This is a genomic window from Mesorhizobium sp. P2_D5, assembly GCF_056404355.1.
This window is the reverse complement of sequence record NZ_JBFUEE010000003.1, coordinates 505,196-528,173: the sequence shown is the minus strand read 5'-3', so window position 1 is coordinate 528,173 and position 22,978 is coordinate 505,196. Positions and strand designations below refer to the sequence as shown.

The following is a 22,978-nucleotide window of genomic DNA, read 5'->3' as shown; positions in this document are numbered from 1 at the left end:
CTATCCCGGCCGCGCCCTGGCGATGGGGTAGAACGAGCACGTTGGGCCAGAAAAGAAAATTCATGTCCCTCGGTAGATCAACTGCACCGAGAACTGTATTCCCCCAGTCTGACCATAGCTGTCCCCTTGTCGCAGGGACGGTTCTGTGTACTTTCGAAAATCCTCTGGAGAAGACCCGGCATGAGACTTGCAGTGTTAGTCGCGTTGGCCACGGCAGCAACTGGATGTGTGAGCTCTCCCGTCGAGTATGGAGCGTCGCTTTCGACGCAAGACCCGAAATGGGTATCGCCGGAATGTCAACAGGCCCGTGTCGACGCTTCGAACTATGATGCTCGCGAAAAAGAGCATCCCGGTTGGGGGACTGGTGTGTTCCTTGGGCCCTACGGACTGGGGCTGGCCGCAGCCATCAAAGAGCACGAGCAAAAGGAGCGAAAGATCTTCGCCCGCGAAATCCATTTGCGGTGCTCAAGTTTGCCGCTGCCGAAGGAACTCGAGGGCGAGCCGAGCCCCCCCGCCACGACAAAGTATCCATAAGCCAAAGTTGGGCGACGATCCTCACGCTACAGTGATTGGCGGCGATGCAACCTCGCGCCGCCAGAAGCGTTTACGACTGCAACGCAGTCGAGGTTCCAATGCAAACCGCATGGTTCTCCAAACCCGTGGTGGTTTCGGTCGGCGTCACCGGGTCCACCCGCAACCTGTCCAACACCGAGCAGGCCATCGAATTGCTCACGACACATTGGCGCGATGCCGGCAGCCTGAAACATCAGTCCGCGCTACGCGCCTGCCGCCGGGCAACGAGCGGCGAGGTGTCCCCCGATATCGCCAGGGAGGCGTTTGTCGAGGCCGCGCGCGAGGCGCATATCCTGGTCGAGTAAGCCGGGTCGGGTAGGCTGGTTGCATTCACGGACAATAGCGGTCGTTCACAATTTCGTGATCGAAGGAACCGTTTGAAACGGAAGGCGTTTTTTTTCAGACGTCTTTTTGTCAGGCAACCTTAGGAGGCGTTTATGCGTAACATGAACCTCGTCACACTCGCCCTGATCATCCTTGGCGGTCTCAACTTCCTGTCCATGGGTGTAACGGGCTATGACGTAATCGGGACTGTCCTCGGCGGCGCCACGCTGGCCCGCCTGGCCTATCTGATCATCGGCCTTGCGGCCATATGGCAGCTCATGCCAGGCTTCCAGAGCTTTACGGTTGGCGAAGTCGATGCCGAAAGGCATCTCCATCATCATCCGTGACCGGTAAGATGCGGGGCGGCGGAAAACCCGCCGCCTCACATCCCGTAAAGGCCCGATCAGGCGGCCGCCATCAGCGTTCCCCGGCGAAGATTTTAGACCGTTCTCGCGCCATGCCTGGCCAGCGCGTGCTCGATTAGCACGTCGATGGTGTGGCTGTAGCCTGTGCCTGATGCCGCCAGCGCCTTGGCATACATCGAGATGTCGGTGAAGCCGGGAATGGTGTTGACCTCGTTGACGAGCAGCGAACCGTCGGCGCGCAGGAAGAAATCAACGCGCGCCATGGCTTCGCAGCCGAGCGCCTGGAAGGCGCGCCGTGCCATGTCGCGTGCCATGTCGGCAACCGCGGCCGGGACATCGGCGGGCACCTTGACCACCGCGCCGTCGGCATCGAGATATTTGGCCTCATAGGTGTAGAAGCCGTGCTTGCCGGCCGGAATGATCTCGCCGGGCAGCGACACCGTCAACGTGCCGTCGGCCCGCTGCAGGACCGAGCACTCGATCTCACGTCCCTCGACAAATTCTTCCACCAAAACCTTGTTATCATGATGGAAAGCCGCCTCGACGGCGTCGGCGAAACTGGCGCCGTCGACAGCCCTGCTCACCCCGAAGGACGAGCCCTGGCGCGCCGGCTTGACGAAGACCGGCAGACCCAGCCTTGCCCTGACGTCGTCGAAGGACACAGGCTCGCCACCCAGCAAGGTGGCGGAGCGCGCGACGGCAAGGCCGGCTTCGCGCATCAGCCGCTTGGCGACATCCTTGTCCATTGCGGCGGCCGAGGCGAGGATGCCGCAACCGACATAGGCGACATCGGCGACTTCCGCATAGCCCTGCACCGAACCGTCCTCGCCGAACGGCCCGTGCAGCACGGGAAAGACGACATCGACGGGGTCGGGCTGCGTTCCATCCCGCGACACGGCGACCAGCGTTCCCTTGCCGCCGGGCAACAGCGCGACCTCCACGCCGTCCTCGGACACCGGAGCCCCTGCCGCATCGCCGAGGGACGAAGCTTGCAGCAGCCATCTGCCGTCCCTGGAAATGGCGATCGGCACGATCTCGTAGCGCGTCCGGTCGATTGCCTTCAGCACATTGGCGGCCGAAAGGCGCGACACGTCATGTTCGGCCGAACGCCCGCCATAGAGGATGGCCACCCTTGTCTTGCCCGTCATCGAAATCCCTCAACTGTCAAAAAATCAAATGGCAACCGCAATGCCGCGATTGGCGAAGAAGCGGTCGAAATCGACCGGTGCCAACACTGCGTTCTCCTGTGTGGCGCTGGTATGGCCGGACGGATTGTGAAAGCGGAAACCCTGGTCCGACGCCGCGGTGACCAGCACCAGATGGCCTCCCTTCGCCGGCGGCTCGCGCTCGGGCCAGCGGATCCAGCTGCTGACCGAGGCGATGAAGAACCGCGACCGCGCCAGGATCGCCGGAATGTCCGATGTCGCGACATTGGTCATCACTTCGGCCCGCAGGCCGAAGGTCTCCCGCACGAAGCTGACGAAGGGTGCATAGATCAGCCCCTTGATCGATCCCTCGTTGACGACATAGCCGCCATAGGAGGTGCAGCGCCTGGCGAGCTCGATCGTCGGCACGATCTCGCCGCGCGTCGCCAGGATCATCTTCAGGCACGCCATGCCGCAGATATGGCGGCCCAGACTGCGTATTCGTCCGGTGTCTCAGCCCCCGAATTTTGCCACAGCGGATCGCGCCGCAGCGCGACTTCAGCACCTTCGGCGAGCACCTCCATGGTCATGTCCGGCGTTTCCCACTGGCTGAAAAACGGCACGGTTTCAGACAGTGGGCTCATGCGCTTCCTCGATCAGATTCGGATTCTCGTAAACGAGGATACACGGCGATTGGAAACCCGCTCAGAGACCGTTTCGACATTCGCTCTGGCGGTTGAGGCTTCGAGGCCCGGAGCGCCGCGGACATTTGGGTCTGTGAGCACCGGAAGCGCAGAAGACGCCGTTAGATGGCCGCCGGAGTAGAATTTCCCAATAGTCTCTCAGAAGGTGATCGTCACGGACGCGGCGCTGCGCTTTGCCGGGCCGTGATGCACCGCCTCGATGTTGTTGCCGTCCGGATCGAGCAGGAAGGCGGCGTAGTAGCCGGGATGATAGGGCCGCTCGCCCGGCGCGCCATTGTCCGTGCCGCCGGCTGCGAGCCCGGCCTTGTAGAACGCATCGACCATGGCGTGGTCCCTTGCCTGGAAAGCGAGATGATGACGGCCGGTGAGCTTTCCCTGCGCCGCCCGGCTGTCGGCGCTGGAAACGAACAGTTCGTCGGCCCAGAAATAGTCGTCGTCGACACCGCCGATCGGCACATCGAGTACCTGCAGGACCGCCTCGTAGAAACGCCGGCTGGCGGCGAGGTCCCTCACCACGAGTTGGATATGATCGATAAGCCGGCCGCGATGCAGTTCCATGAAAATTCCTCCTTGTGAGCTTGCGAACTTAGGTCCGCACAGGGCGGCGTCAACACAGGTGCCTGCCGACCGCCAGGTCCCACCACACGTCCGGCCATGGAGCCCGCGGTCGATCCTTCAAACGGAAAAGCCCGCCGGGAGGGGGATCCGACGGGCCTTTGGAAAGCTGGTACCGAGCTTTCAGATGTCTGACGGGGGGTCAGACACGGTGACAACTTTTATGTGCCGCAGAGGTTCCACTCGAACAAAAAAGATTGCCAACGGGTCGTCGAATTCACGCAGATTCAAGCGGTGGAGGCGATTTCTTTTCGCAAAACCCCTCTCAGCCGGAACTTTCCCCGCCAAGGCAAGTTTTGAGGCGCGGCTGGGAGGAATCAAATTGGACAGTTTTCAGAGGCTTGAGGCGCTGGTCGACAGCGCCAGTGTCGACGATGTCGAAGAAGCAAACGCCTTGCTGCATCGCTTCAAGGGCAGATCGCAGAAGATCGCGACGGCTATCGACGAATTCATGCTGGATTTCATGACACTGGTCTTCGTCGTCGAGACCGGCGAGGAAGAGTTCGAAAAGCCAATCCGCAAACTGGCTCGCAGCCGGCTTTCGAAGCTCAATCACATGGTGAACGTGGCGGCATAGCTGCGCCCGGCATGGGCTCACCCCTTCAGGATGGCCGCCAGCCGCGGTATGCCCTCGCTCACCGCGCGGCGGTCGGCGAGCGTGAAGGAGAGCCGCAGCGTGTTGCGCCCGGTTGCGTCGGCAAAGAACGCGCTGCCGGGCACGAAGGCGACGCGCGCCTCCTTCACGGCTCGCGCCAGAAGTGCCGTGGCGTCGGCGCCCTCTGGCAGCGTAGCCCAGACGAACATGCCGCCTTCCGGGCGGCTCCAGCTCACGCCTTCAGGCATGTTGGCTTCAAGTGCTGCGAGCAGGCCGTCGCGGCGCTCGCGGTAGGCGCCGATGAGCTTTTCCACCTGGCCGTCGAATACGGCTTCGGCGACGCGGTGCATCACCACCTGGTTGATCGATGGGCTGTGCAAGTCGGAGGCCTGTTTCATCAGCACCAGCTTCTCGACGATATGGCGCGGCGCGCAGACCCAGCCGACACGCATGCCTGGCGAGAGGATCTTCGAGAACGAGCCGCAATAGAGCGTGCGCGCCTTGTCGATAGAGCCGGAGCGAGCACAGTCGAGCGCCAGGATCGGCGGCACGCCCTCGCCGTCATAGCGCAGCGCGCGATAGGCGGCGTCCTCGATGACGGCGATGTCGAGTTCGCCGGCGAGGTCGAGCACCGCCTCGCGCTGCTGGCGGTTCAAGGTTTGGCCGGTCGGGTTGGCGAAATCCGGCACCAGATAGGCGAACTTGACCTTGCCGCCATTCGCGGCGGCGGCCGCGTGATAGGCCGCCGGCGTCATGTTGCCGCCTTCGACCGTCAGCCGGTCGTAGCGCGGCTCGTAGGCGTTGAACGCCTGCAGCGCGCCGAGATAGGTCGGCCATGTCACCAGTGCGGTATCGCCCGGCGACAGGAACAGTTTGCCGAGATAATCGAGCGCCTGCTGCGAGCCGGAGGTGATGAAGATGTTGGCCTCGTCGCAGGCGACGCCGAGCTTGCCCATCTGCCCGGCCAGCCAGCGCCGCAACGGCAGATAGCCTTCCGAAACCTGGTACTGCAGCGCCGCGCCCGCCTCGCCGCCGCCGAGCACCGAGGCATAGGCGTCGCGGATCGCCTCGGCCGGAAACAGCGCCGGATCGGGAATGCCGCCGGCAAACGAGATGATGTCGGGCTGGTCGAGCAGCTTCAGGAGTTCGCGGATTTCGGACGCCTTCATGCGCGACGAGCGCGAAGCCAACAGATTCATCAAGGTCAAGGCGCGCCTCCCGCGACAATTTTGATATAGGTCAACCTAGCTGACCTATATCAGCTCTCCCCGGCAATTTGAATAGAGCCTGACAGCCTTCCGCTATACGCCAGTTGCCGCCGGCCCGGAACCACGCCGGGCATCACAAGGTCTTCTTGTAGCCGAGATGGCTGCCGGTGAAGCCGAGATCCTCATAGAAGCGGTGCGCGTCCGCGCGCGACCTGTCGGTGGTGAGCTGGACCAGGCTGCAGCCGCGCGCCCGGCATTCTCCGATCGCCCATTCGATCATCTACCTGCCGATGCCGCCTGAGCGCCGGTGGCTGGCGATGCGGACCGCCTCGATCTGCCCGCGCCAGGCGCCCTTGTGCGAGAGGCCGGCAAGAAAGGTGATCTGCAAGGTGCCGATCACTTCGGCGCCGTCCACGGCCACCGCCAGCAGCTGATTGGGATCTGCGTCGATAGCATTGAAGGCATCGACATAACCGCGCGCCAGCGGCAGCGAGACGTCCTCACGGCCGGCGCCCAGCGGATCGTCGGCCAGCATGGCGACGATATCAGGCAGGTCGGACGCTTGCGCTCGGCGGAATTCGATCATGGTGCATGACTTACGGCGCAGTGCCGGTGGCGGCAAGGCACTTGAGTTGGCAACGGGAGCGCCGCCCCTCATCTGCCTGCCGGCATCTTCTCCCCGTATAGTGACGGGGAGAAGGACGCCGTCACCGATGATTTCGCCAATCGCCAGCGTTGCAGAAAAGCGCCGGCGTTGAAGCTGCCCATTTCTCCCCGTCACTATACGGGGAGAAATGTCCGGCAGGACAATGAGGGGCAGCGCCAGTGTTTGAGGTTCAGCGACCAGGCTCCACGAACCCGGCAGGCAAATCAATCCGCATCCCCAGCCTTAGCCTTGCCGCACTGCGCCAGCACCTTGCCGATTGCCGCGCTTGAGCCCTTCAGCGGGAAACTGGTCTGGCCGTATTTTTCGGCGCTGACCAGCACATCGCCTTTCCCACGCAGCAGATCCAGCAGCGGATCGGCTTTGGCCAGGTTCACCACGAAGTAGTTGTACATGGCTTCGAGCTGCAGCGTCTTCGTCACCGTCTTGCCGTCGGCCTTGAAGTCGAACGCGCCGCTGATGCCGGGCTCCAGTTGCTGGCCGGTGGCGCCGAGGTCGTAGCTCAGCACCGGCGTGTCGAAACAGGCCAGCATCAGATGCGCATCGCCTTTCGGCCCGCCGCACACCGAGGCGGTCAGCACGCTGCCGCCCTCGTCCTCCTCCATCTCAGCGCTCCAGCCGCCGCAGGACGCGGCCAACGCCGGCTGTACGGCCTGCAACACCGCCACCGCACCCGCGACGATCAGATATCTCATGACTTCCCCCTCAGGCATTTGCGGCCGCACCCATCGGCATTCTATAGGAAAAGCGGTTCCGTGGCATCGCCCGTCGCGGCGTGCCATCCTGATTGTGCGGAGAGCGGTGTTGAGAGCCTGTGTTCGTCTGTGCCTGTCGCTGGCCGCCCTATTGGGCTTGCCGCTCGCCGCCCATGCCGACTGGAAGCCGGTCGAGAAGGTCGAGACCTACGCCATATCAGGCCAGTCCGGGCCGGAGCTCTACCGCTCGATCGGCGACAACGGACCGAAGGTCGGCATTGCCCGCGCCATCGCCCACACCAATTTCAAGCTGACCTGGACCAGGGACTATCAGGCGCGAGCGGGAGCCTGCGTGCTGGTCTCGGCACGGCCGAAGCTCATCATCACCTACACCTTGCCCAGCCCCTCCTCGCCACTGCCGCCAGCAATCCAGAAGAATTGGGAGGTTTTCATTGCCGGCGTCAGCGCCCATGAGAAGGTCCACGGCGCAACCATTGTCGACATGGTGCGCAAGATCGAAGCGGCGACCGTCGGCCTCAGCGTCGCCGACGACCCCAAATGCAGCAAGATCCGCGCCGAGATGACAAAGCGCCTGTCCGGACTGTCTCAGGCACAGCGACAGGCGAGCCGCGATTTCGACCGCATCGAACTCGGCCAGGGCGGCAATCTGCAAAAACTCATCCTTGCCCTGGTGAATGGCGGCTGACGCTAGCCTCGAGCCTCCGAAACCAGACCGTCGAGAAGCGCAGCACCTTCCGGCCAGTCGCCCAGGCCACTCTGCGCGTTGATGTGGCCGAACGCGCCGATGACGGCAAGGCCGCTGCCCCACTGCTTCGCCCTCGCCTCGGCATAGTCCGGCGTGCCATAGGGATCGTTGGTGCTGGTCACCACAAGCGAGGCAAACCGCAGCCGGCCCTCGGGAATTTTGGCAAAGGCCATCCCGTAAGCCGGGAACACGGCCGCCGCCGGATCGGGAACACCGACCAGCAAGGCCGCCTGGACCGACCGCCGCGAGATCTTCTGCCAATGCGCGATCAGCAGGCAGGACAGGCTGTGCGCGACCAGCACCGGCGGCTCCGGCGCCTCGATCACGGCAGCCTCGAGCGCCGCCAGCCAGTCGGTGAAATCCGGCAGGTCCTAGCTCGAGGGCTGGAACCGCCGCATCGCCGGATTGGCGCTTTCCCAGCGCGATTGCCAGTGGGCTGGACCCGAACCGCCGCTGCCGGGCAGGATGATGAAATGCGCCATGTCGCCTTGCTCCTATCTCTTGAAGGAGGATGGTGGCGTCTTGCAATGATCCTGGGAATGGGAAATCATCGGAAAAGTCACGGCATTTCCGATGGATTCAAGGTCGCCATGAAAAACAACGATGAGCGCGCGCCGCTCGACCCGACCGACATCGCCATTGTCGAAGCCTTGCAGGAAAACGGCCGCATCGGCATGTCCGAGCTTGGCCGCCGGGTCGGCCTGTCGCAGCCGGCGACCTCCGAGCGGGTGAAACGGCTGGAGGAGCGCGGCGTCATTGCCGGCTACACCGCGGTGATCGATCCGGCCGCACTTGGCCTCGGCATGATGGCGATCATCCGGGTGCGCACCACGCATGAGCACATCCGGCCCTGCCTGAAGCAGTTCGCCGAGATGCCGCAGATCACCGAGGTGCACCGGCTGACCGGCGAAGACTGCTTCATCCTGAAAGTGGTCGTCCCCTCGCCAGCGCAGCTTGAAACCATCGTCGACGCGGTGGCCCGCCACGGCGCGGTCACCACGGCGCTGGTGCTGCGCAGCGAGGCGCCGAAGCCGATCGGCCGCGACCTGATCCGGAGATCAGGCGGCTAGAGCAATGAGGGCTCGCCGCACCGAGGTCCTGAGCTGTCCTAGCGGCTGAGATCGAGCGCCGCGCTTAAATCGCCCATCGGCGGCTGGTCGTTGTTGCGCAGCGCCTTGTCGCGGGCGACGATGCCGGGCAGCACCGGCAAATCGTAACGCGCGGTGATGAAGCGCAGGATCGACGTCGTGTCGTATTGCGTGTGGTCGACAGTACCCATCTTCGCATAGGGCGAGATGATGAAGGCGGGGATGCGGTTGCCCGGTCCCCAGCGGTCGGCCTTCGGCGGCGCGACATGGTCCCAGAAGCCGCCATTCTCGTCATAGGTGACGACCACCAGCATATGGCTCCATTGCGGGCTTTTCTCCAGGTGCGAGACGACGTCGGCGAGATGCTGGTCGCCGCTCGCCACATCGGCGTAGCCGCCATGCTCGTTGAGATTGCCTTGCGGCTTGTAGAAACTCACCGCCGGCAGCTTGCCGTCGTCGATCGCCTTGATGAATTCGGTCCCGTCGAGGCCGCCATCCCTAAGATGTTCTGCCCGCGCGGCCGTGCCGGGCGCGTATGCCGCGAAATAGTTGAATGGCTGGTGGTGGAATTGGAAGTTCGGCACCGGCGTCGCGTTCTTGCCGTCGAGCGTTGCCTGCCAGGCGCCGGAATACCAGGCCCAGCTGACGCCCTTCAGCGACAACAGATCGCCGATGGTGATGTCGTGCTGCGGCGGCAGCGTAGTCGGCTGCGCCGGATCGGCCAGTGCCTTGTCGCCGCCTTCGGCCGGCTTGTTGGCGCTCGGCTGATAGGGCGGCTGCATGGTGTTGACGGCATGGAAGTCTGGCGTGATGGCACCGTCATTGACGAATTTCGGCGCCCCGCCGAGGGCCGAGGCCGGCGAATTGTCGGCGAGCTTCAGTGTCGTGCCATCGGCCCCGACCACGGCGATCTGCCCCTTGACCGGGCTGGTGTCGGCGTTGGGATAGACCGGCACGCAGGCGCAGGCGAGCATGATATGGTTGAGGAAGGAGCCGCCGAAGGCGCCCTGGAAGAAATTGTCGGCCAAAACGTATTTCTTCGCCACCGCCCACATCGGCAGCACCGAGCCGTCATAATGACCCATCACCAGGCCGCCGGAATCGGCCCAGGCGACGAACTTGTCGTTCTTCCCGCCGTCGATCTGCATCTGCTCCTGATAGAAGCGGTGCCAGAGGTCGCGCGTGATGACGGAGGTCTTCTCGTTGAAGCCGCTGGCGTCGTCGATGGCGAAGCTGGCATTGCTGAGATGGGCCGTCTGCGCCTCGGTCACCGGCGGCGTCACGCCCTTGGCGGTCAGGCCACCCCAGGCCGGCGGCAGTTCGCTCAGCGGCTTGCCGTCGCGGTCGAGCTGGCGCACCTGGCCGGCCGAAAGGTTGGCCAGGCCGTTGGCGCCGGGGAAGCCGCCATAGAGATTATCGAAGCTGCGGTTTTCGGCATAGATGACGACGACGGTGTCGATCTTGTCGAAGCCGGGAGGGGCTGCGTTGGCTGTAGCCGGAATCGAGGCCAGCGCCGTGCCGGCCAGGCAAAGCGAGGTGAAAAGCGTGAACCGCGTCATGGGAGGTCCTCATGGCTAGGGTGATGGCTAGAGGGCAGTGTATGGCTTGGGGGCGACGAGCCATGGCTTCGGACGCTAGGTCGATGCTTTGTCACCTTTGTGACATTTATCGCCCATCCGAACACGGTTGCGTGAGCGGGTGGACCGGTCATCAATCCGTTGCAGTGCGGACCTAATTGCGGAACAAATCGGACTGAACCTTATGACCGCAAGACGATGGAAAGGCTTGATGATCGCGACCGCCGCGGCATCGATGTTTGGCCTCGCCACCATCCTGCCCGGCAACGCCGTCAGCGCCGGTAGCGGCAGTGTCCATCCCGGACCGATGTCGCGCGCGGATGCCTTCGCGCGGGCGCAGGCGCTGACAGCGCTTGGCCGAAAGATGTTCTTCGACCCGTCGCTGTCGGCTTCAGGCAAACAATCCTGCTCGTCCTGCCATGATCCGCACCATGCCTTCGGTCCGGCCTCGGCGGCACCGGTCGAGATGGGCGGTCCGAAGCTGGACCAGCCCGGACTGCGCGCCGTGCCGTCGCTGCGCTACCTTCAGGCGATGCCCGCCTTCACCGAGCATTTCTACGATTCCGAGGATGAAGGCGACGAAAGCGTCGACAACGGCCCAACCGGCGGCCTGACCTGGGACGGCCGCGCCGACCGCGGCCGCGACCAGGCCAAGATCCCGCTGCTGTCGCCATTCGAGATGGCCAACAAGGATGCCGCCGCCGTCACCGCCGGACTGCGAAAGTCCAGCTATGCCGATGAATTCAAGGCCGCCTTCGGCGACACCGTGTTCGACCACCCGGACGACGCCTTCGAGGCCGCTGCCGAGGCGCTCGGCACTTTCGAGCAGAGCAGCACCGACTTCTACCCCTATTCCAGCCGCTACGACGCCTTCCTCGCCGGCAAGGCGACGCTGTCAGCGCAGGAATTGCGCGGGCGCGCGCTGTTCGAGGACGAAACCAAGGGCAATTGCGCCAGTTGCCACCTGAGCGAACCCGCCAATGACGGCGAGCCGCCGCAATTCACCGATTTCGGCCTGATCGCCGTCGCCGTGCCGCGCAACCCGGCCATCCCGGCCAATGCCGACCCCGCCTATTTCGATCTCGGCCTGTGCGGGCCGCTCAGGACGGACTTCCATGGCCGGGCTGAGTATTGCGGCCTGTTTCGCACGCCGACGCTCCGCAATGTCGCGCTGCGCAAAAGCTTCTTCCACAACGGCTACTTCCACACGCTGCGCGACGCAGTCGCCTTCTATGCCAGCCGTGACAGCGATCCCGGCCATTGGTATCCTCGGAATGCCGATGGCAAAATCCGGAAAAACGACGATTTGCCAAAGGCTTACTGGGCCAATCTCAACCAGGACCCGCCCTTCGGCAAGAAGCCCGGCGACAAACCGGCACTGACCGACCCCGAAATCGACGACATCGTCGCCTTCCTGCAAACGCTGACCGATGCCGATCAGCAGGCCGGGGCGGTACCGGCGAACTGATTGCCTGGACCTTGCGCGTGCCCAGTCGCTTTCTCGCATCGGCAAAACAGGTTTCCGGATCTTGCCGGATTGGGGTGCGGGGGCGCCGGGGCCGCAAGGAAGGGCATTGGCTATTGGCGCTTACTCATTAGCGCTTCCTAAACTGCTCTGGGGTATCCCTTACCAATTGATGGTGGGACGCCGATGAACGCATTCTGGCGAGCAGTCGGATTTGTTGTGATCCTTGTCACCGGCGCAGCGATGCTGGCGGCCTTGCATATCGACGCCCAGCGGAACTTCGCGCTTGCCAAGGAACGCTACATCGAGAACTCCCAGGCGGCAGCACGGACAACCGCCAAGACGGTCGAAGACGCCTTGCGGGCCGTCTACGAGAATGTGCGGACGCTGAGCTACCTGCCAAGCGTCCGAAACCTCGACCGGCATGGCACGAACCTCGGCGACGAGGGCCGCGCGACAATCCAGCAGATCTACAACAACCTCGCCAACAACGTCTCCATTTCCGAGGTCTACTTCCTGCCGCTGGATTTCGACCCCGACCGCTTCGATGCCGTGACCGGAAAGCTCGAGGAGCCGATCCTCCAGTTCGACCAGCTGATCGTGAATGCCAGGGCGCGGTCCGACGCAGCAGCCGCAAAGTCCGGAAAGCTTGACGAGAACGCGCTGACCCGGCCCGCCGAAGAGGTCGAGACCTATGAGTACCAGGAACTGGCCAAACAGCTCGCCTGGCTGAAGGCGAACTATCCGAATTCGAGCGCCATTGACGGGCTGAATGTGCCGATCATCGGCACCAAGGAGCTCATCACCTGCGACAACACAGATTTCATCCACACCGGCAATGACGCGGATCGCTCCGGTTTCATCCTTTCGGTCCCGGTCTTCGGCCAGGATGGCAGCCTGCGCGGCTCCGTCTCGGCAATCATGCTCACCTCGGCACTGAGGAAACTGTTGCCGAGCAGCGACTATGTCATCGTCAATTCAAGCTACGGATTTGAATCCGACCAGCACAAGATGTCGACGGCCCTGGCGGCGGATTCCCGTGCCTTCACGGCAGCCGACCCCAATCTGATCTATTCCGAAGTCATCCCGCTCTCGCTCAACGATCCCAGAAGCGCCTGGCGTCTCTGGGCCGGTTTTCCCAACAGCAGATACGACAGCAACATGGACGCCCTGTCGGTGCGGCAATTCGAACTGGCTGGTTATGCGGCGGTCGCGGTGGTCACGCTGCTGGCGCTGGCCTGCTGGTATGCGATCGGACGCACGATGATGATGCAGACCGATGCCGCCGAGACTTTGGAGCGGCGGGTCGAGGAACGCACCGCCGAGATCCAGCACCTCGCCACGCATGACATTCTCACCGGCCTGCCCAACCGGGGCCTGCTGGCCGACACGATGGACGAGGCACTGAGAAGCCTCAGGGATGGCGAGAAGCTGGCCGTCCATTGCGTCGATCTCGACCGTTTCAAACCGGTCAATGACACGCTCGGCCATCCGATCGGCGATGAGGTTCTCGGTGCGGTGGCGAGGCGCCTGAAGCAGCAGGCGGGTGAAACCGCCATGGTCGCGCGAACCGGAGGCGACGAGTTCGTCATCCTCCAGCTCCTGATCGATGGCGACGAAGAAGCGGGTGTGCTGGCAAGCCGGGTCATTCACGCCCTGGCCGTCGAATTTTTGATCCAGGGCCACAAGATCAACATCGGCAGCAGCATCGGCATCGCTGTCTTCCCGGACGACGGACAAAGTTCGGAAATCCTCATCCGCAATGCCGACCTGGCCTTGTACAAAGCCAAGATGGAAGGCCGCGGCACTTGCAGGTCGTTCGAGCCGGGAATGGATGCAAGACTGCAGGAGCGGCGCCAACTCGAATCCGAACTGGCTCTCGGCGTCACAAACGAGCAGTTCGTCGTGTACTATCAACCGCTGCACGACGCCAAGACCTCGAAACTCACCGGCTTCGAAGCCCTGGTGCGATGGAACCATCCGCGCCTCGGCCTGCTGCCGCCGGCGGAATTCATCCCGATGGCCGAGGAGACGGGCGTCATCGACACACTTGGCGAGTGGATCATGCAGCGGGCTTGCGCCGACGCCGCCAAATGGCCCCTGCCCGTCAAGGTCGCGGTCAATCTCTCGCCCGCCCAGTTCAAACAGCAGGGGCTGCCGCTTCAGGTTGCCGCGGCGCTCGCGGCTTCGAACCTGCTGCCGTCACGGCTCGAGCTGGAGATCACCGAATCGGTACTGCTGGCGCACAATGAAAACACCATAAACACGCTGTACAGCCTGCGCGACCTCGGCATCAGCATCGCCATGGACGATTTCGGCACCGGCTATTCCTCGCTGAGCTATCTCAGATCGTTCCCGTTCAACCGCATCAAGATCGATCGCAGCTTCGTCAGCCTGATGTGCGAGAGCGGCGAAAGCCGGGCAATCGTCAAGGCCGTCGCCGAACTCGGCGCAACGCTCGGCATGACCACGACCGCGGAAGGCGTCGAGACCGAGGACCAGTTCAGGCTGGTCAGGGAGAATGGCTGCACGGATGTCCAGGGCTGGTTCTTTGGCCGTCCAATGCCGGCTTCCGAGCTTCATACGCTTTTCGAACAGCCCGAACTGCAAGATGCCTTGACCGCATAAGCAGCACCAACGGGGCAAGTACGTGAGCACCGGAAGCGCAGAAAACCAGCGTTTGCAGGCCGGCATCACTTGGATATCAACAAACCCTATTGCGTGTCGGCATTCGCCTTCAGCTCCGACCGCTTCTCGTCCGACACCACGGCGAGGTCGAGCACCTTTTGCAGGCCGGCGGCGTGGCGGAAGCTGGGCCCGCTCTGCACCCCGCCGGTGACGGCGTCGACGAAACGCTGGTAGTTGGTTGGCACCGAGCCGGCGTCGAGCTCTTCCCATTTGGCGTTCTCGACATTGTCGCCGACGCAGGCCTTGAGCAGCGACCCGTCGAGATTGTGCACCACCTCGATGCCACCCCTGTCGCCATAAATGCGCAGGCGCAGCTCATTGAGATGGCCGGTCGCCCAGCGGCTGGCATGCACCACACCGAAGGCGCCGTTGGAAAAATCCAGCGTCATGGCGAAGCTGTCATTGGCGTCGAGTTCGTAGTCGCCGATGCGGTTGCCTGGCGCCTTGTCGAAGGCGCGCAGCCGGCAGAAGACATGGTCGATGTCGAGAGCCGCACCATAGCTGGCGAAATCGAGGATGTGGATGCCGACATCGCCGAGCACGCCATTCGAGCCGTGGCCGCGCGACAGGCGCCAGAGCCATTTCGGATCGGTGTGCCAGTCGCCCCAGAACTTCGACACCAGCCAGCTTTGCAGATAGGACGCCTCGACGTGCCTGACCGTGCCAATTTCCCCCGCCTGCACCATCTGGCGGGCCTTCTGCAGCGCCGCGACATTGCGATAGGTGAGGTTCACCATGTTGACGATGCCGGCAGCCTCGGCGGCATCGGCCATCTCGGTGGCCTTGCCGAAGTTCTCGGCCAGCGGCTTCTCGCACAGCACCGGCTTGCCGGCGGCGATCAGCGCCATGGTCGTCGGATGATGGATGCGGTCCGGCGTGACATTGGCCACCGCATCGAAGCCGCCCCATTTCAGCGCCTCCTCCAGTGAGGTGAAGCGGTTGGGGATGTTGAAGCCGTCGGCGAATTCGCCGACGCGCGCCGCATCGACATCGACGGCACCAACGATGTCGACGCCCTCGATGGCGCCGAACCGCCTTGCATGTTCTTGCGCCATCCAGCCGGTGCCGAGTATCAAAAGCCGCATTTCTTGCTCCTTGGAATATTCAGAATCCGACGTCTCAGAGGCGCTGCCAGATCGCCTTCAGCGGCGAGCCCATGGCTTGCTCGATCGCCCGCAACTGCTCGCTGGCCAAGGAGGTCACTCCCGGATTGACGACCGTCAACGCGCAGACACCGAACGCCGCCGGCCAGACGTAGCGCAGGTTGTTCAGCGACGTCGGCCGCTGGCAGCACGGCGTGGTGACAGACAGGTCCTCGAAGCGTGACGCAGCGGCCTGGTCCATCGCGTCGCCCCACCATTCCTCCAAATCGCTGCCGCAGAACGGGCAATGGACGCTTTCCGTGTTCGCTCCGGCGTCGAAGAACGTCACGCCTTCTTCGGATTCGACGGCGACATTCTCGGCCAGCGGGAACAGCTCACGCGCAACCTTCATGGTTGCTGCGGCCGCCGGCCCGTCTGGGTGCCAGCGCGGATCATGAGGCACGAAACACAGATAGGTATCGGACATGGCTCCTCCTCCCGGTCGGCGCCTCAGATAGCGCGGATGATGCCGCCGTCGACGCGGATGTTCTGACCGGTGATATAGCCGGCGCCGTCGGACGCCAGGAAGGCGATGGTCGCGGCGACCTCTTCCGAGGTGCCGTAGCGCTGCATCGGCACGCTGTCGCGGCGCTCCTCGGTGGCCGGCAGGCTGTCGATCCAGCCGGGCAGCACGTTGTTCATGCGCACATTGTCTGGTGCATAGGTGTTGGCGAAGATCTTGGTGTAGGCGGCAAGCCCGGCCCGGAACACCGCCGAGGTCGGAAACATCGGGCTCGGCTCGACCACCCAGGCGGTCGAGATGTTGATGATGGCGCCGCCCTTCTGCTTGACCATTTGCGGTGCCACGATGCGCACCGGCCGGATGACGTTCAGCAGATAGACGTCCATGCCGGTGTGCCATTGCTCGTCCGTGATCTCGAGGATCGGCGCGCGCGGCCCGTGGCCGCCACTGTTGACCAGCGCGTCGATGCGGCCATAGCGCTCCAGCGTCAGGTCGACGAGGCGTTGCAGATCATCATTCGACTGGTTGGAGCCGGTAACGCCAAGCCCGCCAAGCTCCTTGGCCAGCGCTTCGCCCTTGCCGGACGAGGACAGGATCGCGACGTTGAAGCCATCCGCCGCCAGGCGCTTCGCCGCCGCCGCACCCATGCCGCTGCCGCCAGCCACGACGACCGCTGTTTTTTCTGAACTCATCTGATTTTTCCTTCTCGGGTTGGCGGGCGCGAAGCCTTGGCAGTTGGCGGTGTATAGCCGGTTTCGTCAGCCAGTTCGAACCAGAAAGCCTGAACCAGCATGCAGAAAAAATCTCTCATGTCGCTGCGAGTTCAGACAGGCAGCAGGGCGTCGGGCTTCACATTGGCGATCGAGGCATAAGTATGCGTTTCCCGGACGCCGGGCAGCGGCAGGATGACCCGCTGCAGGAAATCCTGGAACACCGCCATGTCGGCGATGCGCGCCTTGACCAGATAGTCGAAACCGCCGACCACCATGTGGCATTCGATGATTTCCGGCGCCCGCAACACCGCCTCGGCGAAGCGGTCGAAGACTTGCGGCGCTGTGTGGTCGAGTCGCACCTCGATGAACACGAGCTGTGCCTGCCCGATCCTGGCGGGGTCCAGAATGGCACGCACGGCGCGGATGAACCCTTCGGCGAACAGCCGCTTGACGCGCTGCGCCGCCCCTGTCGGCGACAGGCCGACCCGCCGCGCCAGATCGAGCGTCGTGCGGCGGCCGTCCTCCTGCAACAAGCGCAGCAGCGAGCGATCGATACGGTCGAGATCGTCCATTTCAGGATTCACACATTTGAGCCAGGACTAGCGTGATAGTCACGCCAAAATCGCAAAAACAGCATATTTCATCACGCCGTCAGATCGCAATACCGTTGCCGTGCACTCCAGCCGACAACGAAAGCGGATCCCATGACACCAGCCCTATCGATCTCCCGCAACGCCCAGGCCAAGGGCGATACACCAGTGCTCTTCTTGAGCGAAGCCGAGGTGAAAACCTGCATCGACCTTCGCCAGCTTCTCGACGCGCTGGCCGGCGGCTTCAAGGCGCTGTCCGATGGCAAGGTCGTCAATCCGGCGCGGCCGCAGCTCGATATTCCCCATGCAGGCTATTCACTGGCGATGCCGGCCTGGACGGCGGGCATGCATCTGACGGTGAAGATCGTCAACGTATTCGAGGGCAACATTGCCAAAGGCATCCCCAGCCACCTCGCCACCATCCATCTGTTCGACACGCAGACCGGCATGCCGGTCTGCGTGATGGACGGCACCTACATCACCGCCGTGCGTACCTCCGGCTCAGCCGTGCTGTCGGCGCGCGAACTCGCCCGGCGCGACGCCAAGGTGGCGACGGTGGTGGGCGCCGGCGTGCAGGCCGGCCAGCACTTGCACCTTCTGCCGCTGGTGCGCGACTTCGCCGAGATCCGCGTCGCCTCGAAGGAATTCGCCGATGCGCAGGCGCTTGCCGCGCAGCATCCCGGCGTCGTCGCCGTCCGCGATCTCGAAGGCGCGGTGCGCTCGTCGGATGTCGTCTGCCTGGCGACGCATTCCTACGCACCGGTGATCTCGACCGACTGGGTGCGCCCCGGCACCCATGTCTCGTCGGTGGGCGTCGCACCGCCGGGCGGTGAACTGCCGGTCGACCTCATCAGGCGGGCAAGCCTGTTCGTCGAGACAAGCGAAGCCTTCGCCCCGACCCCGGTCGGCTCCAGCGAGCTCGCCGGTCTCGATCCGCAAACCGGAACCGAACTCGGCGAAATGCTGCTCGGTCTACGGCCGGGACGCGTCAGCGCCGAGCAGGTCACCGTCTACAAGGCGATGGGCGTTGCCATGGAAGACATGGTGGCGGCCGACCTCGCCTATCGCGAAGCGGTTCGGCGGGGATTGGGGCGGGCTGTTGCGTTGTAGCGGGCTGGCCGGGCTCATCGTTAAAGTCGGCGCTGCCCCTCATAGCCCGTACGATGGGCAGGCCGGTTGAATATCAACGCGCCTTGGGCAAGCCGGGCAGCATCTGGCTCAGCAGGCGATCGCCAAGGAAGACGTGATGGAAGATGGCCGCGGCGGCGTGCAGGCCGGCGAGCCAGAGGATGATATCGCCAAGCGTGCCGTGGATGTCCGCCAGCGATGCGCCGGCGCCCCACGGGTCAAAAAACGGACCGATGGCGCCGACACCGTAGACCGTCACCGGGTGACCGCCGAACCATGCGCCGAGCATGGCGGTCGCCGGAACCGCGAACAGAAGCGCATAGAGCGCCCAGTGCGTCACCTTGGAGGCGACGTCCATCCATGCGGGCATCGGCGGTGCATCCGGAACGCTGTCGAACAGGCGCCAGACCAGACGAGCGACCAGCAGCCAGAAAACGGCGAAACCGAGTGACTCGTGAAGCAACAGGGTCGAGGCGCGGGCCTCGGAATAGACCCGCGCCGGCGGACCGCCTTCGGAGACCAGGAAGGCGATGAGCACAAGCAGCGCCGTCAGCCAGTGAAATGCCTGGGCGAGGCTTCCGTAGCGGGTTGTCGTACCGGACAGCGACATGCAAAAGCTCCGTTGGACACAATTGTCGTCAAGTGAACATCCGAGTTTGCCGGTCTTGTGGCGGCGACCTCGCGATGGCGAAGAGGCCGCGCGGGCGACGGCAAGATGCCGCGCGGAGGTGGAACGCTCCGCCGGGATATGAGACGCTGACCGCAAAGCCTGGCCAGGAGATGCAACGATGAAACCCACACTGCCGCTGCTGTTGAGCCTCAATGGCGGCTATGTCGATACGGCCGGGTTCCTGGCGCTGCAGGGCCTGTTCACGGCGCATGTGACGGGAAATTTCGTCACCCTGGGCGCCTCCCTGGTGCTCGGCATCTCGGGCGTGCTGGCCAAGCTTTTGGCGTTGCCGGTGTTCTGCATCGTCGTCATCCTGACCCGGCTGGCCGGCGAGCGCTTGCGCAGGCGGGGACGGCAGGCGCTTGGGCCACTGCTGACGGCCAAGCTCTTGCTGCTGATTGCTGGTGCTGCGCTGGCGATCCGCTTTGGCCCCTTCGCCGGCGGTGATGGTGCGGCGGCAATCGTCACCGGCATGGTGCTGGTCGCCGCCATGGCGATCCAGAACGCGGTGCACCGCGTCCATCTCGCGGCCGCACCGCCATCGACGCTGATGACCGGCACCACCACCCAGATCATGATCGACGTCAGCGATCTTCTGGGCGGCGTGAAGCCAGAGGCCCGCCCTGCCCTCATTGCCCGCCTGCGGCGCATGTCGGTGGCGGTCGCCGTGTTCGCGGCCGGCTGCGCCGCAGCCGCACTTGGCTTTGCCTTCGCCAATGTCTGGTGCTTCGTCGTGCCCCCGGTGATTGCGCTCTTTGCCCTGCTGCTGCGGCTTGCGGACGAGGAACCAGCCAGAGCATGATCCCGATTCCATCGGGATGGAACAGGCTCTAGCCCTCTTCATCCGTCCAGATCAGGCGCAGCAGGCGCAGCAGCGTTGCCCGCTCCTTCTTTGTCAGCCGCTGCAGGAACCGGTCCTCGTGCCGGCGAACCTGTTGCCGCCATCCGGGCATGGCCTCCCTGGCGGCCGGCGTCAGGGCAAGCATCTGCACGCGCCGGTCGCCGGCATGGTCGTCGCGCTCGACTAGCCCGCGCTCTTCCAGTTCGGCAAGCAGCGGTGCCATGTTGGCGCTCTTCATGCCGAGCAGGCGGCAGAGCTCGGCGGCGCGGATGCCGGGCTTCTCGTCGATCAGCGCCAGCATGCCATAGGTGACGGGGCGCAGTGCCGCATCCGCCAGCTCGACCGCGAAATCATTGAGCACAACGGCCGAGGCGCGTTTGAGATTGTAACCGATCTGCGCGTCCAGCGCGTCTTCAGGTGTCGCGACTAGCGCCCTGCTACTGATATGAGCCTCGTCCATGCTGCAACCGATCGCCGCGATCAAGGCCCTTGTCAAGCGAAAAAGACTATGCGACATAGCAAATATGATCGCTATGTTGCATAGCAATTTTCACCAATGCAGCAGCGAAACGGGAGGACCCGACCATGACCGAAGAGACCGTTGCCTTCGACGTCGAGAACGGCATCGCCTGGGTGCGCTTCAACCGTCCGGACAAACGCAATTGCATGAACCCGGCGCTCAACCGGCGAATGATGGAGGTTCTTGACGAGTTGGAATTCCGCGACGATGTCGGCGTGCTGGTGCTGTCCGGCGAAGGCAGCGCCTGGTCGGCGGGCATGGACCTCAAGGAGTATTTCCGCGAGACCGAAGCCAAGGGCCTTGGTGCCATCCGCAAGGCGCAGTCCGAAGCCTATGGCTGGTGGCGGCGGCTGCGCTGGTACGGCAAGCCGACCATCGCCATGGTCAACGGCTGGTGCTTCGGCGGCGGCTATGGCCCGCTCTTCGCTTGCGACCTCGCCTTCGCCGCCGACGAGGCGCAGTTCGCCCTGTCAGAGATCAACTGGGGCATCCTGCCGGGCGGCGGCGCCACCAAGGTGGTGGTCGACCTCTTGTCGATGCGCGACGCCATGTACCACGCGCTGACCGGCGAGCTCATCGACGGCAGGAAGGCCGCCGCCTGGAAACTGGTCAATGAAAGCCTGCCGCTGGCGGATCTGAAGGCACGTGTCACCGAGGTCGCCACGCTCTTGCTGAAGAAGAACCCGATTGCCCTGAAGGCGACCAAGGACGCCATCCGCCGCGTCGCCGAGATGACCTACGACAATGCCGAGGACTATCTCGTGCGGGCGCAGGAGGCGGCCAATTCCCACGACAATGAGGGCCGCAAGGAAGGCATCCGCCAGTTCATCGACGAAAAGAGCTACAAGCCGGGTCTCGGCGCCTACGACAAGGCTAGGTGATCCGCAAAGCACAGGCAATCCTTGGGAGGAGATGCAGATGCCGGCCTGGACGACATCAAACCCCGTGTCCCTGCACGCCAGGGCGCAGCCGGATCGTCTCGCTTGTGTCGACCTGGCCACCGGTCGGCGCTGGACCTATTTCGCGCTGGACGAAGCCATCCAGCGTGCAGTCGGCGTTCTCGAAGCCGGCCATGACATCGCGGCCGGGCAACGGATCGCGACGATAGCCCGCAACAGCGCCGATCTCTTGATCCTGCAGCAGGCCGCGATGCGGCTCGGCGCCATCTTCGTGCCGCTCAACTGGCGGCTTGCCAGCGCCGAGCAGAAGACGATCCTCCAGGATTGCGATCCGGTGTTTCTGTTGCATGACTCGGCCCTCGATATGACGCTGCCCAAAGGCTGCAGGCCGGTCGAAGTCGCGGCCTTCGCGGCGGCGGTCGAGGCGCATCCGCAGGCAGCGCGCCGCCCGTTGCCGGCGGACGATACGCCGTCGATCATCCTCTACACATCCGGCACGTCGGGCCGGCCGAAAGGGGTTATCGTCACCGAGCGCAACGCCTTGGCCACCGCGATCAATTTCGGCGTGCTGGGGCAGGTCGGCAACGCCAGCATCTTCCTCTGCGACGCGCCGATGTTCCATGTCATCGGCCTCATCACCAACCTGCGGCCACCTCTGCTTCAGGGTGGCACGGTGCTGATCTCGCCCGGCTTCGACGCCGGCCTCACCAACCGTCGCCTCGCCGATCCCGCACTTGGCGTCACTCACTATTTCTGTGTGCCGCAAATGGCCAGAATGCTGCGCGACCATCCGGATTTCGCGCCTGCGAACTGGACTTCGCTCACCGCCATCTTCACCGGCGGAGCGCCAAACCCGGCAGCCGATATCAACTGGTGGCTGGCGCGAGGTGTGCGCATGGCCGACGGCTTCGGCATGACCGAAGCCGGCACCGTGCTCGGCATGCCGGTCGAGGCCGACCAGATCGCCCGCAAGGCAGGCTCGGCCGGTCTTGCGGCGCCGACGATCGGCCTGCGCATCGTCGACGACGATGGCCGCGACGTCGCCCCCGACGAACGAGGCGAGATCTGGCTGTCCGGCCCCGGCATCACATCGGGCTACTGGAACCGGCCGGAAGAGACGGCGCGCGCCTTCACCGCCGATGGCTGGTTCCGCACCGGCGACATCGCGCGGCAGGACGGCGAAGGCTTCGTCACCCTCGTCGACCGCCGCAAGGACATGTTCATTTCTGGCGGAGAGAACGTCTTTCCGGTCGAAGTCGAGATGGCGCTGCTCGATCATCCCGACATTGCCGAAGCGGCAGTGATCGGCATCGCCGACCAGCGTTGGGGCGAAGTCGGGCGCGCCTTCGTGGTGGTCAAACCCGGTCGAGTTGTCGACCCGGCCGATCTGGCAAGCCACTGCGGCGCCCGCATCGCCCGCTACAAGGTGCCGAAGGAGTTCTTGCTCACCGATACCCTGCCGCGTACCGCATCCGGCAAGATCCAGAAACACATTTTACGCGGCTGGACATCACCGACCAGCGGGCAAGCCTGAGGCTCG

At 64.0% G+C, this 22,978-nt stretch carries 23 protein-coding genes and 3 pseudogenes; 12 read left to right on the top strand and 14 right to left on the bottom strand.

Going from position 1 to position 22,978, the window contains the following annotated elements:
* Positions 1-180 precede the first annotated feature (180 nt).
* From AC1DYW_RS15825 to AC1DYW_RS15815, 3 genes are all read left to right on the top strand, one after another.
* A complete protein-coding gene (locus AC1DYW_RS15825) occupies positions 181-534 on the top strand; it encodes a hypothetical protein (protein ID WP_095091345.1) in 354 nt (117 codons plus the stop codon).
* Between the two features lie 98 nt (positions 535-632).
* Entirely contained in the window at positions 633-878 is a 246-nt protein-coding gene (locus tag AC1DYW_RS15820; protein WP_095091344.1) for a DUF982 domain-containing protein, read from the top strand.
* A gap of 132 nt (positions 879-1,010) precedes the next feature.
* Complete coding sequence (locus AC1DYW_RS15815; protein WP_477226844.1) at positions 1,011-1,244, top strand: DUF378 domain-containing protein; 234 nt, start codon at positions 1,011-1,013, stop codon at positions 1,242-1,244.
* Positions 1,245-1,336: 92 nt separating this feature from the next.
* Here AC1DYW_RS15815 and AC1DYW_RS15810 read toward each other — a convergent pair whose 3' ends face one another.
* From AC1DYW_RS15810 to AC1DYW_RS15800, 3 genes and pseudogenes are all read right to left on the bottom strand, one after another.
* On the bottom strand, positions 1,337-2,410 hold the full coding sequence (locus AC1DYW_RS15810; RefSeq protein ID WP_477226843.1) for a D-alanine--D-alanine ligase family protein: 1,074 nt from the start codon (positions 2,408-2,410) through the stop codon (positions 1,337-1,339).
* Positions 2,411-2,434: 24 nt separating this feature from the next.
* Positions 2,435-3,051: pseudogene (locus AC1DYW_RS15805) on the bottom strand (C39 family peptidase).
* A 198-nt stretch (positions 3,052-3,249) separates the two neighbouring features.
* Complete coding sequence (locus tag AC1DYW_RS15800; RefSeq protein ID WP_477226842.1) at positions 3,250-3,669, bottom strand: VOC family protein; 420 nt, start codon at positions 3,667-3,669, stop codon at positions 3,250-3,252.
* Positions 3,670-4,048: 379 nt separating this feature from the next.
* Here AC1DYW_RS15800 and AC1DYW_RS15795 point away from each other — a divergent pair, with 379 nt between their 5' ends.
* Positions 4,049-4,303, top strand: a complete 255-nt coding sequence (locus AC1DYW_RS15795; protein WP_477226841.1) for a hypothetical protein — start codon at positions 4,049-4,051, stop codon at positions 4,301-4,303.
* Positions 4,304-4,320: 17 nt separating this feature from the next.
* Here AC1DYW_RS15795 and AC1DYW_RS15790 read toward each other — a convergent pair whose 3' ends face one another.
* The 3 genes and pseudogenes from AC1DYW_RS15790 to AC1DYW_RS15780 all read right to left on the bottom strand — a co-directional run bounded on the left by AC1DYW_RS15790 (position 4,321) and on the right by AC1DYW_RS15780 (position 6,888).
* Positions 4,321-5,520 (bottom strand): aminotransferase-like domain-containing protein, encoded by a 1,200-nt coding sequence (locus AC1DYW_RS15790; RefSeq protein WP_457150700.1) that lies wholly within the window; start codon positions 5,518-5,520, stop codon positions 4,321-4,323.
* Positions 5,521-5,662: 142 nt separating this feature from the next.
* Positions 5,663-6,115, bottom strand: a pseudogene (locus tag AC1DYW_RS15785) (N-acetyltransferase family protein).
* A gap of 284 nt (positions 6,116-6,399) precedes the next feature.
* A complete protein-coding gene (locus tag AC1DYW_RS15780; RefSeq protein ID WP_477226840.1) occupies positions 6,400-6,888 on the bottom strand; it encodes a hypothetical protein in 489 nt (162 codons plus the stop codon).
* A 109-nt stretch (positions 6,889-6,997) separates the two neighbouring features.
* On the opposite strand from AC1DYW_RS15780, the gene AC1DYW_RS15775 reads away from it, so the two are divergent.
* Positions 6,998-7,594, top strand: coding sequence for a DUF922 domain-containing Zn-dependent protease (locus AC1DYW_RS15775; RefSeq protein WP_245331366.1), 597 nt, complete (start codon positions 6,998-7,000; stop codon positions 7,592-7,594).
* A 2-nt stretch (positions 7,595-7,596) separates the two neighbouring features.
* On the opposite strand, the pseudogene AC1DYW_RS15770 reads toward AC1DYW_RS15775, so the two are convergent.
* Positions 7,597-8,136 (bottom strand): annotated as a pseudogene (locus AC1DYW_RS15770) (RBBP9/YdeN family alpha/beta hydrolase).
* Positions 8,137-8,244: 108 nt separating this feature from the next.
* Between AC1DYW_RS15770 and AC1DYW_RS15765 the strand changes: the two are divergent.
* Positions 8,245-8,724, top strand: a complete 480-nt coding sequence (locus AC1DYW_RS15765; protein WP_477226839.1) for an Lrp/AsnC family transcriptional regulator — start codon at positions 8,245-8,247, stop codon at positions 8,722-8,724.
* Between the two features lie 38 nt (positions 8,725-8,762).
* Here the strand turns inward: AC1DYW_RS15765 and AC1DYW_RS15760 are convergent, their stop codons facing one another.
* Positions 8,763-10,301 (bottom strand): acid phosphatase, encoded by a 1,539-nt coding sequence (locus AC1DYW_RS15760; RefSeq protein ID WP_477226838.1) that lies wholly within the window; start codon positions 10,299-10,301, stop codon positions 8,763-8,765.
* 253 nt (positions 10,302-10,554) lie between these two features.
* On the opposite strand from AC1DYW_RS15760, the gene AC1DYW_RS15755 reads away from it, so the two are divergent.
* Positions 10,555-11,787 (top strand): cytochrome-c peroxidase, encoded by a 1,233-nt coding sequence (locus AC1DYW_RS15755; protein WP_477227087.1) that lies wholly within the window; start codon positions 10,555-10,557, stop codon positions 11,785-11,787.
* 183 nt (positions 11,788-11,970) lie between these two features.
* Positions 11,971-14,412, top strand: coding sequence for a putative bifunctional diguanylate cyclase/phosphodiesterase (locus AC1DYW_RS15750; RefSeq protein ID WP_477226837.1), 2,442 nt, complete (start codon positions 11,971-11,973; stop codon positions 14,410-14,412).
* An 86-nt stretch (positions 14,413-14,498) separates the two neighbouring features.
* Here AC1DYW_RS15750 and AC1DYW_RS15745 read toward each other — a convergent pair whose 3' ends face one another.
* From AC1DYW_RS15745 to AC1DYW_RS15730, 4 genes are all read right to left on the bottom strand, one after another.
* Complete coding sequence (locus AC1DYW_RS15745) at positions 14,499-15,557, bottom strand: Gfo/Idh/MocA family protein (protein ID WP_477226836.1); 1,059 nt, start codon at positions 15,555-15,557, stop codon at positions 14,499-14,501.
* 34 nt (positions 15,558-15,591) lie between these two features.
* A complete protein-coding gene (locus AC1DYW_RS15740) occupies positions 15,592-16,041 on the bottom strand; it encodes a hypothetical protein (protein WP_477226835.1) in 450 nt (149 codons plus the stop codon).
* Between the two features lie 23 nt (positions 16,042-16,064).
* A complete protein-coding gene (locus tag AC1DYW_RS15735) occupies positions 16,065-16,769 on the bottom strand; it encodes an SDR family oxidoreductase (RefSeq protein WP_477226834.1) in 705 nt (234 codons plus the stop codon).
* Between the two features lie 131 nt (positions 16,770-16,900).
* Positions 16,901-17,362, bottom strand: a complete 462-nt coding sequence (locus AC1DYW_RS15730) for an Lrp/AsnC ligand binding domain-containing protein (protein WP_095091332.1) — start codon at positions 17,360-17,362, stop codon at positions 16,901-16,903.
* Positions 17,363-17,494: 132 nt separating this feature from the next.
* On the opposite strand from AC1DYW_RS15730, the gene AC1DYW_RS15725 reads away from it, so the two are divergent.
* Entirely contained in the window at positions 17,495-18,490 is a 996-nt protein-coding gene (locus AC1DYW_RS15725) for an ornithine cyclodeaminase family protein (protein ID WP_477226833.1), read from the top strand.
* A gap of 73 nt (positions 18,491-18,563) precedes the next feature.
* Here the strand turns inward: AC1DYW_RS15725 and AC1DYW_RS15720 are convergent, their stop codons facing one another.
* Positions 18,564-19,118 carry a cytochrome b gene (locus AC1DYW_RS15720; protein WP_477226832.1) on the bottom strand — a complete coding sequence of 185 codons (555 nt, stop codon included), beginning with the start codon at positions 19,116-19,118 and terminating at the stop codon, positions 18,564-18,566.
* A gap of 178 nt (positions 19,119-19,296) precedes the next feature.
* On the opposite strand from AC1DYW_RS15720, the gene AC1DYW_RS15715 reads away from it, so the two are divergent.
* A complete protein-coding gene (locus tag AC1DYW_RS15715; protein ID WP_477226831.1) occupies positions 19,297-19,980 on the top strand; it encodes a YoaK family protein in 684 nt (227 codons plus the stop codon).
* A 28-nt stretch (positions 19,981-20,008) separates the two neighbouring features.
* Here the strand turns inward: AC1DYW_RS15715 and AC1DYW_RS15710 are convergent, their stop codons facing one another.
* The gene (locus tag AC1DYW_RS15710) at positions 20,009-20,479 is read right to left on the bottom strand and encodes a MarR family winged helix-turn-helix transcriptional regulator (protein ID WP_477226830.1); all 471 of its coding nucleotides are present in this window, start codon (positions 20,477-20,479) and stop codon (positions 20,009-20,011) included.
* 125 nt (positions 20,480-20,604) lie between these two features.
* On the opposite strand from AC1DYW_RS15710, the gene AC1DYW_RS15705 reads away from it, so the two are divergent.
* Positions 20,605-21,420, top strand: coding sequence for a p-hydroxycinnamoyl CoA hydratase/lyase (locus AC1DYW_RS15705; protein WP_457150680.1), 816 nt, complete (start codon positions 20,605-20,607; stop codon positions 21,418-21,420).
* A 37-nt stretch (positions 21,421-21,457) separates the two neighbouring features.
* Complete coding sequence (locus AC1DYW_RS15700) at positions 21,458-22,972, top strand: AMP-binding protein (protein WP_477226829.1); 1,515 nt, start codon at positions 21,458-21,460, stop codon at positions 22,970-22,972.
* Positions 22,973-22,978 lie beyond the last annotated feature (6 nt).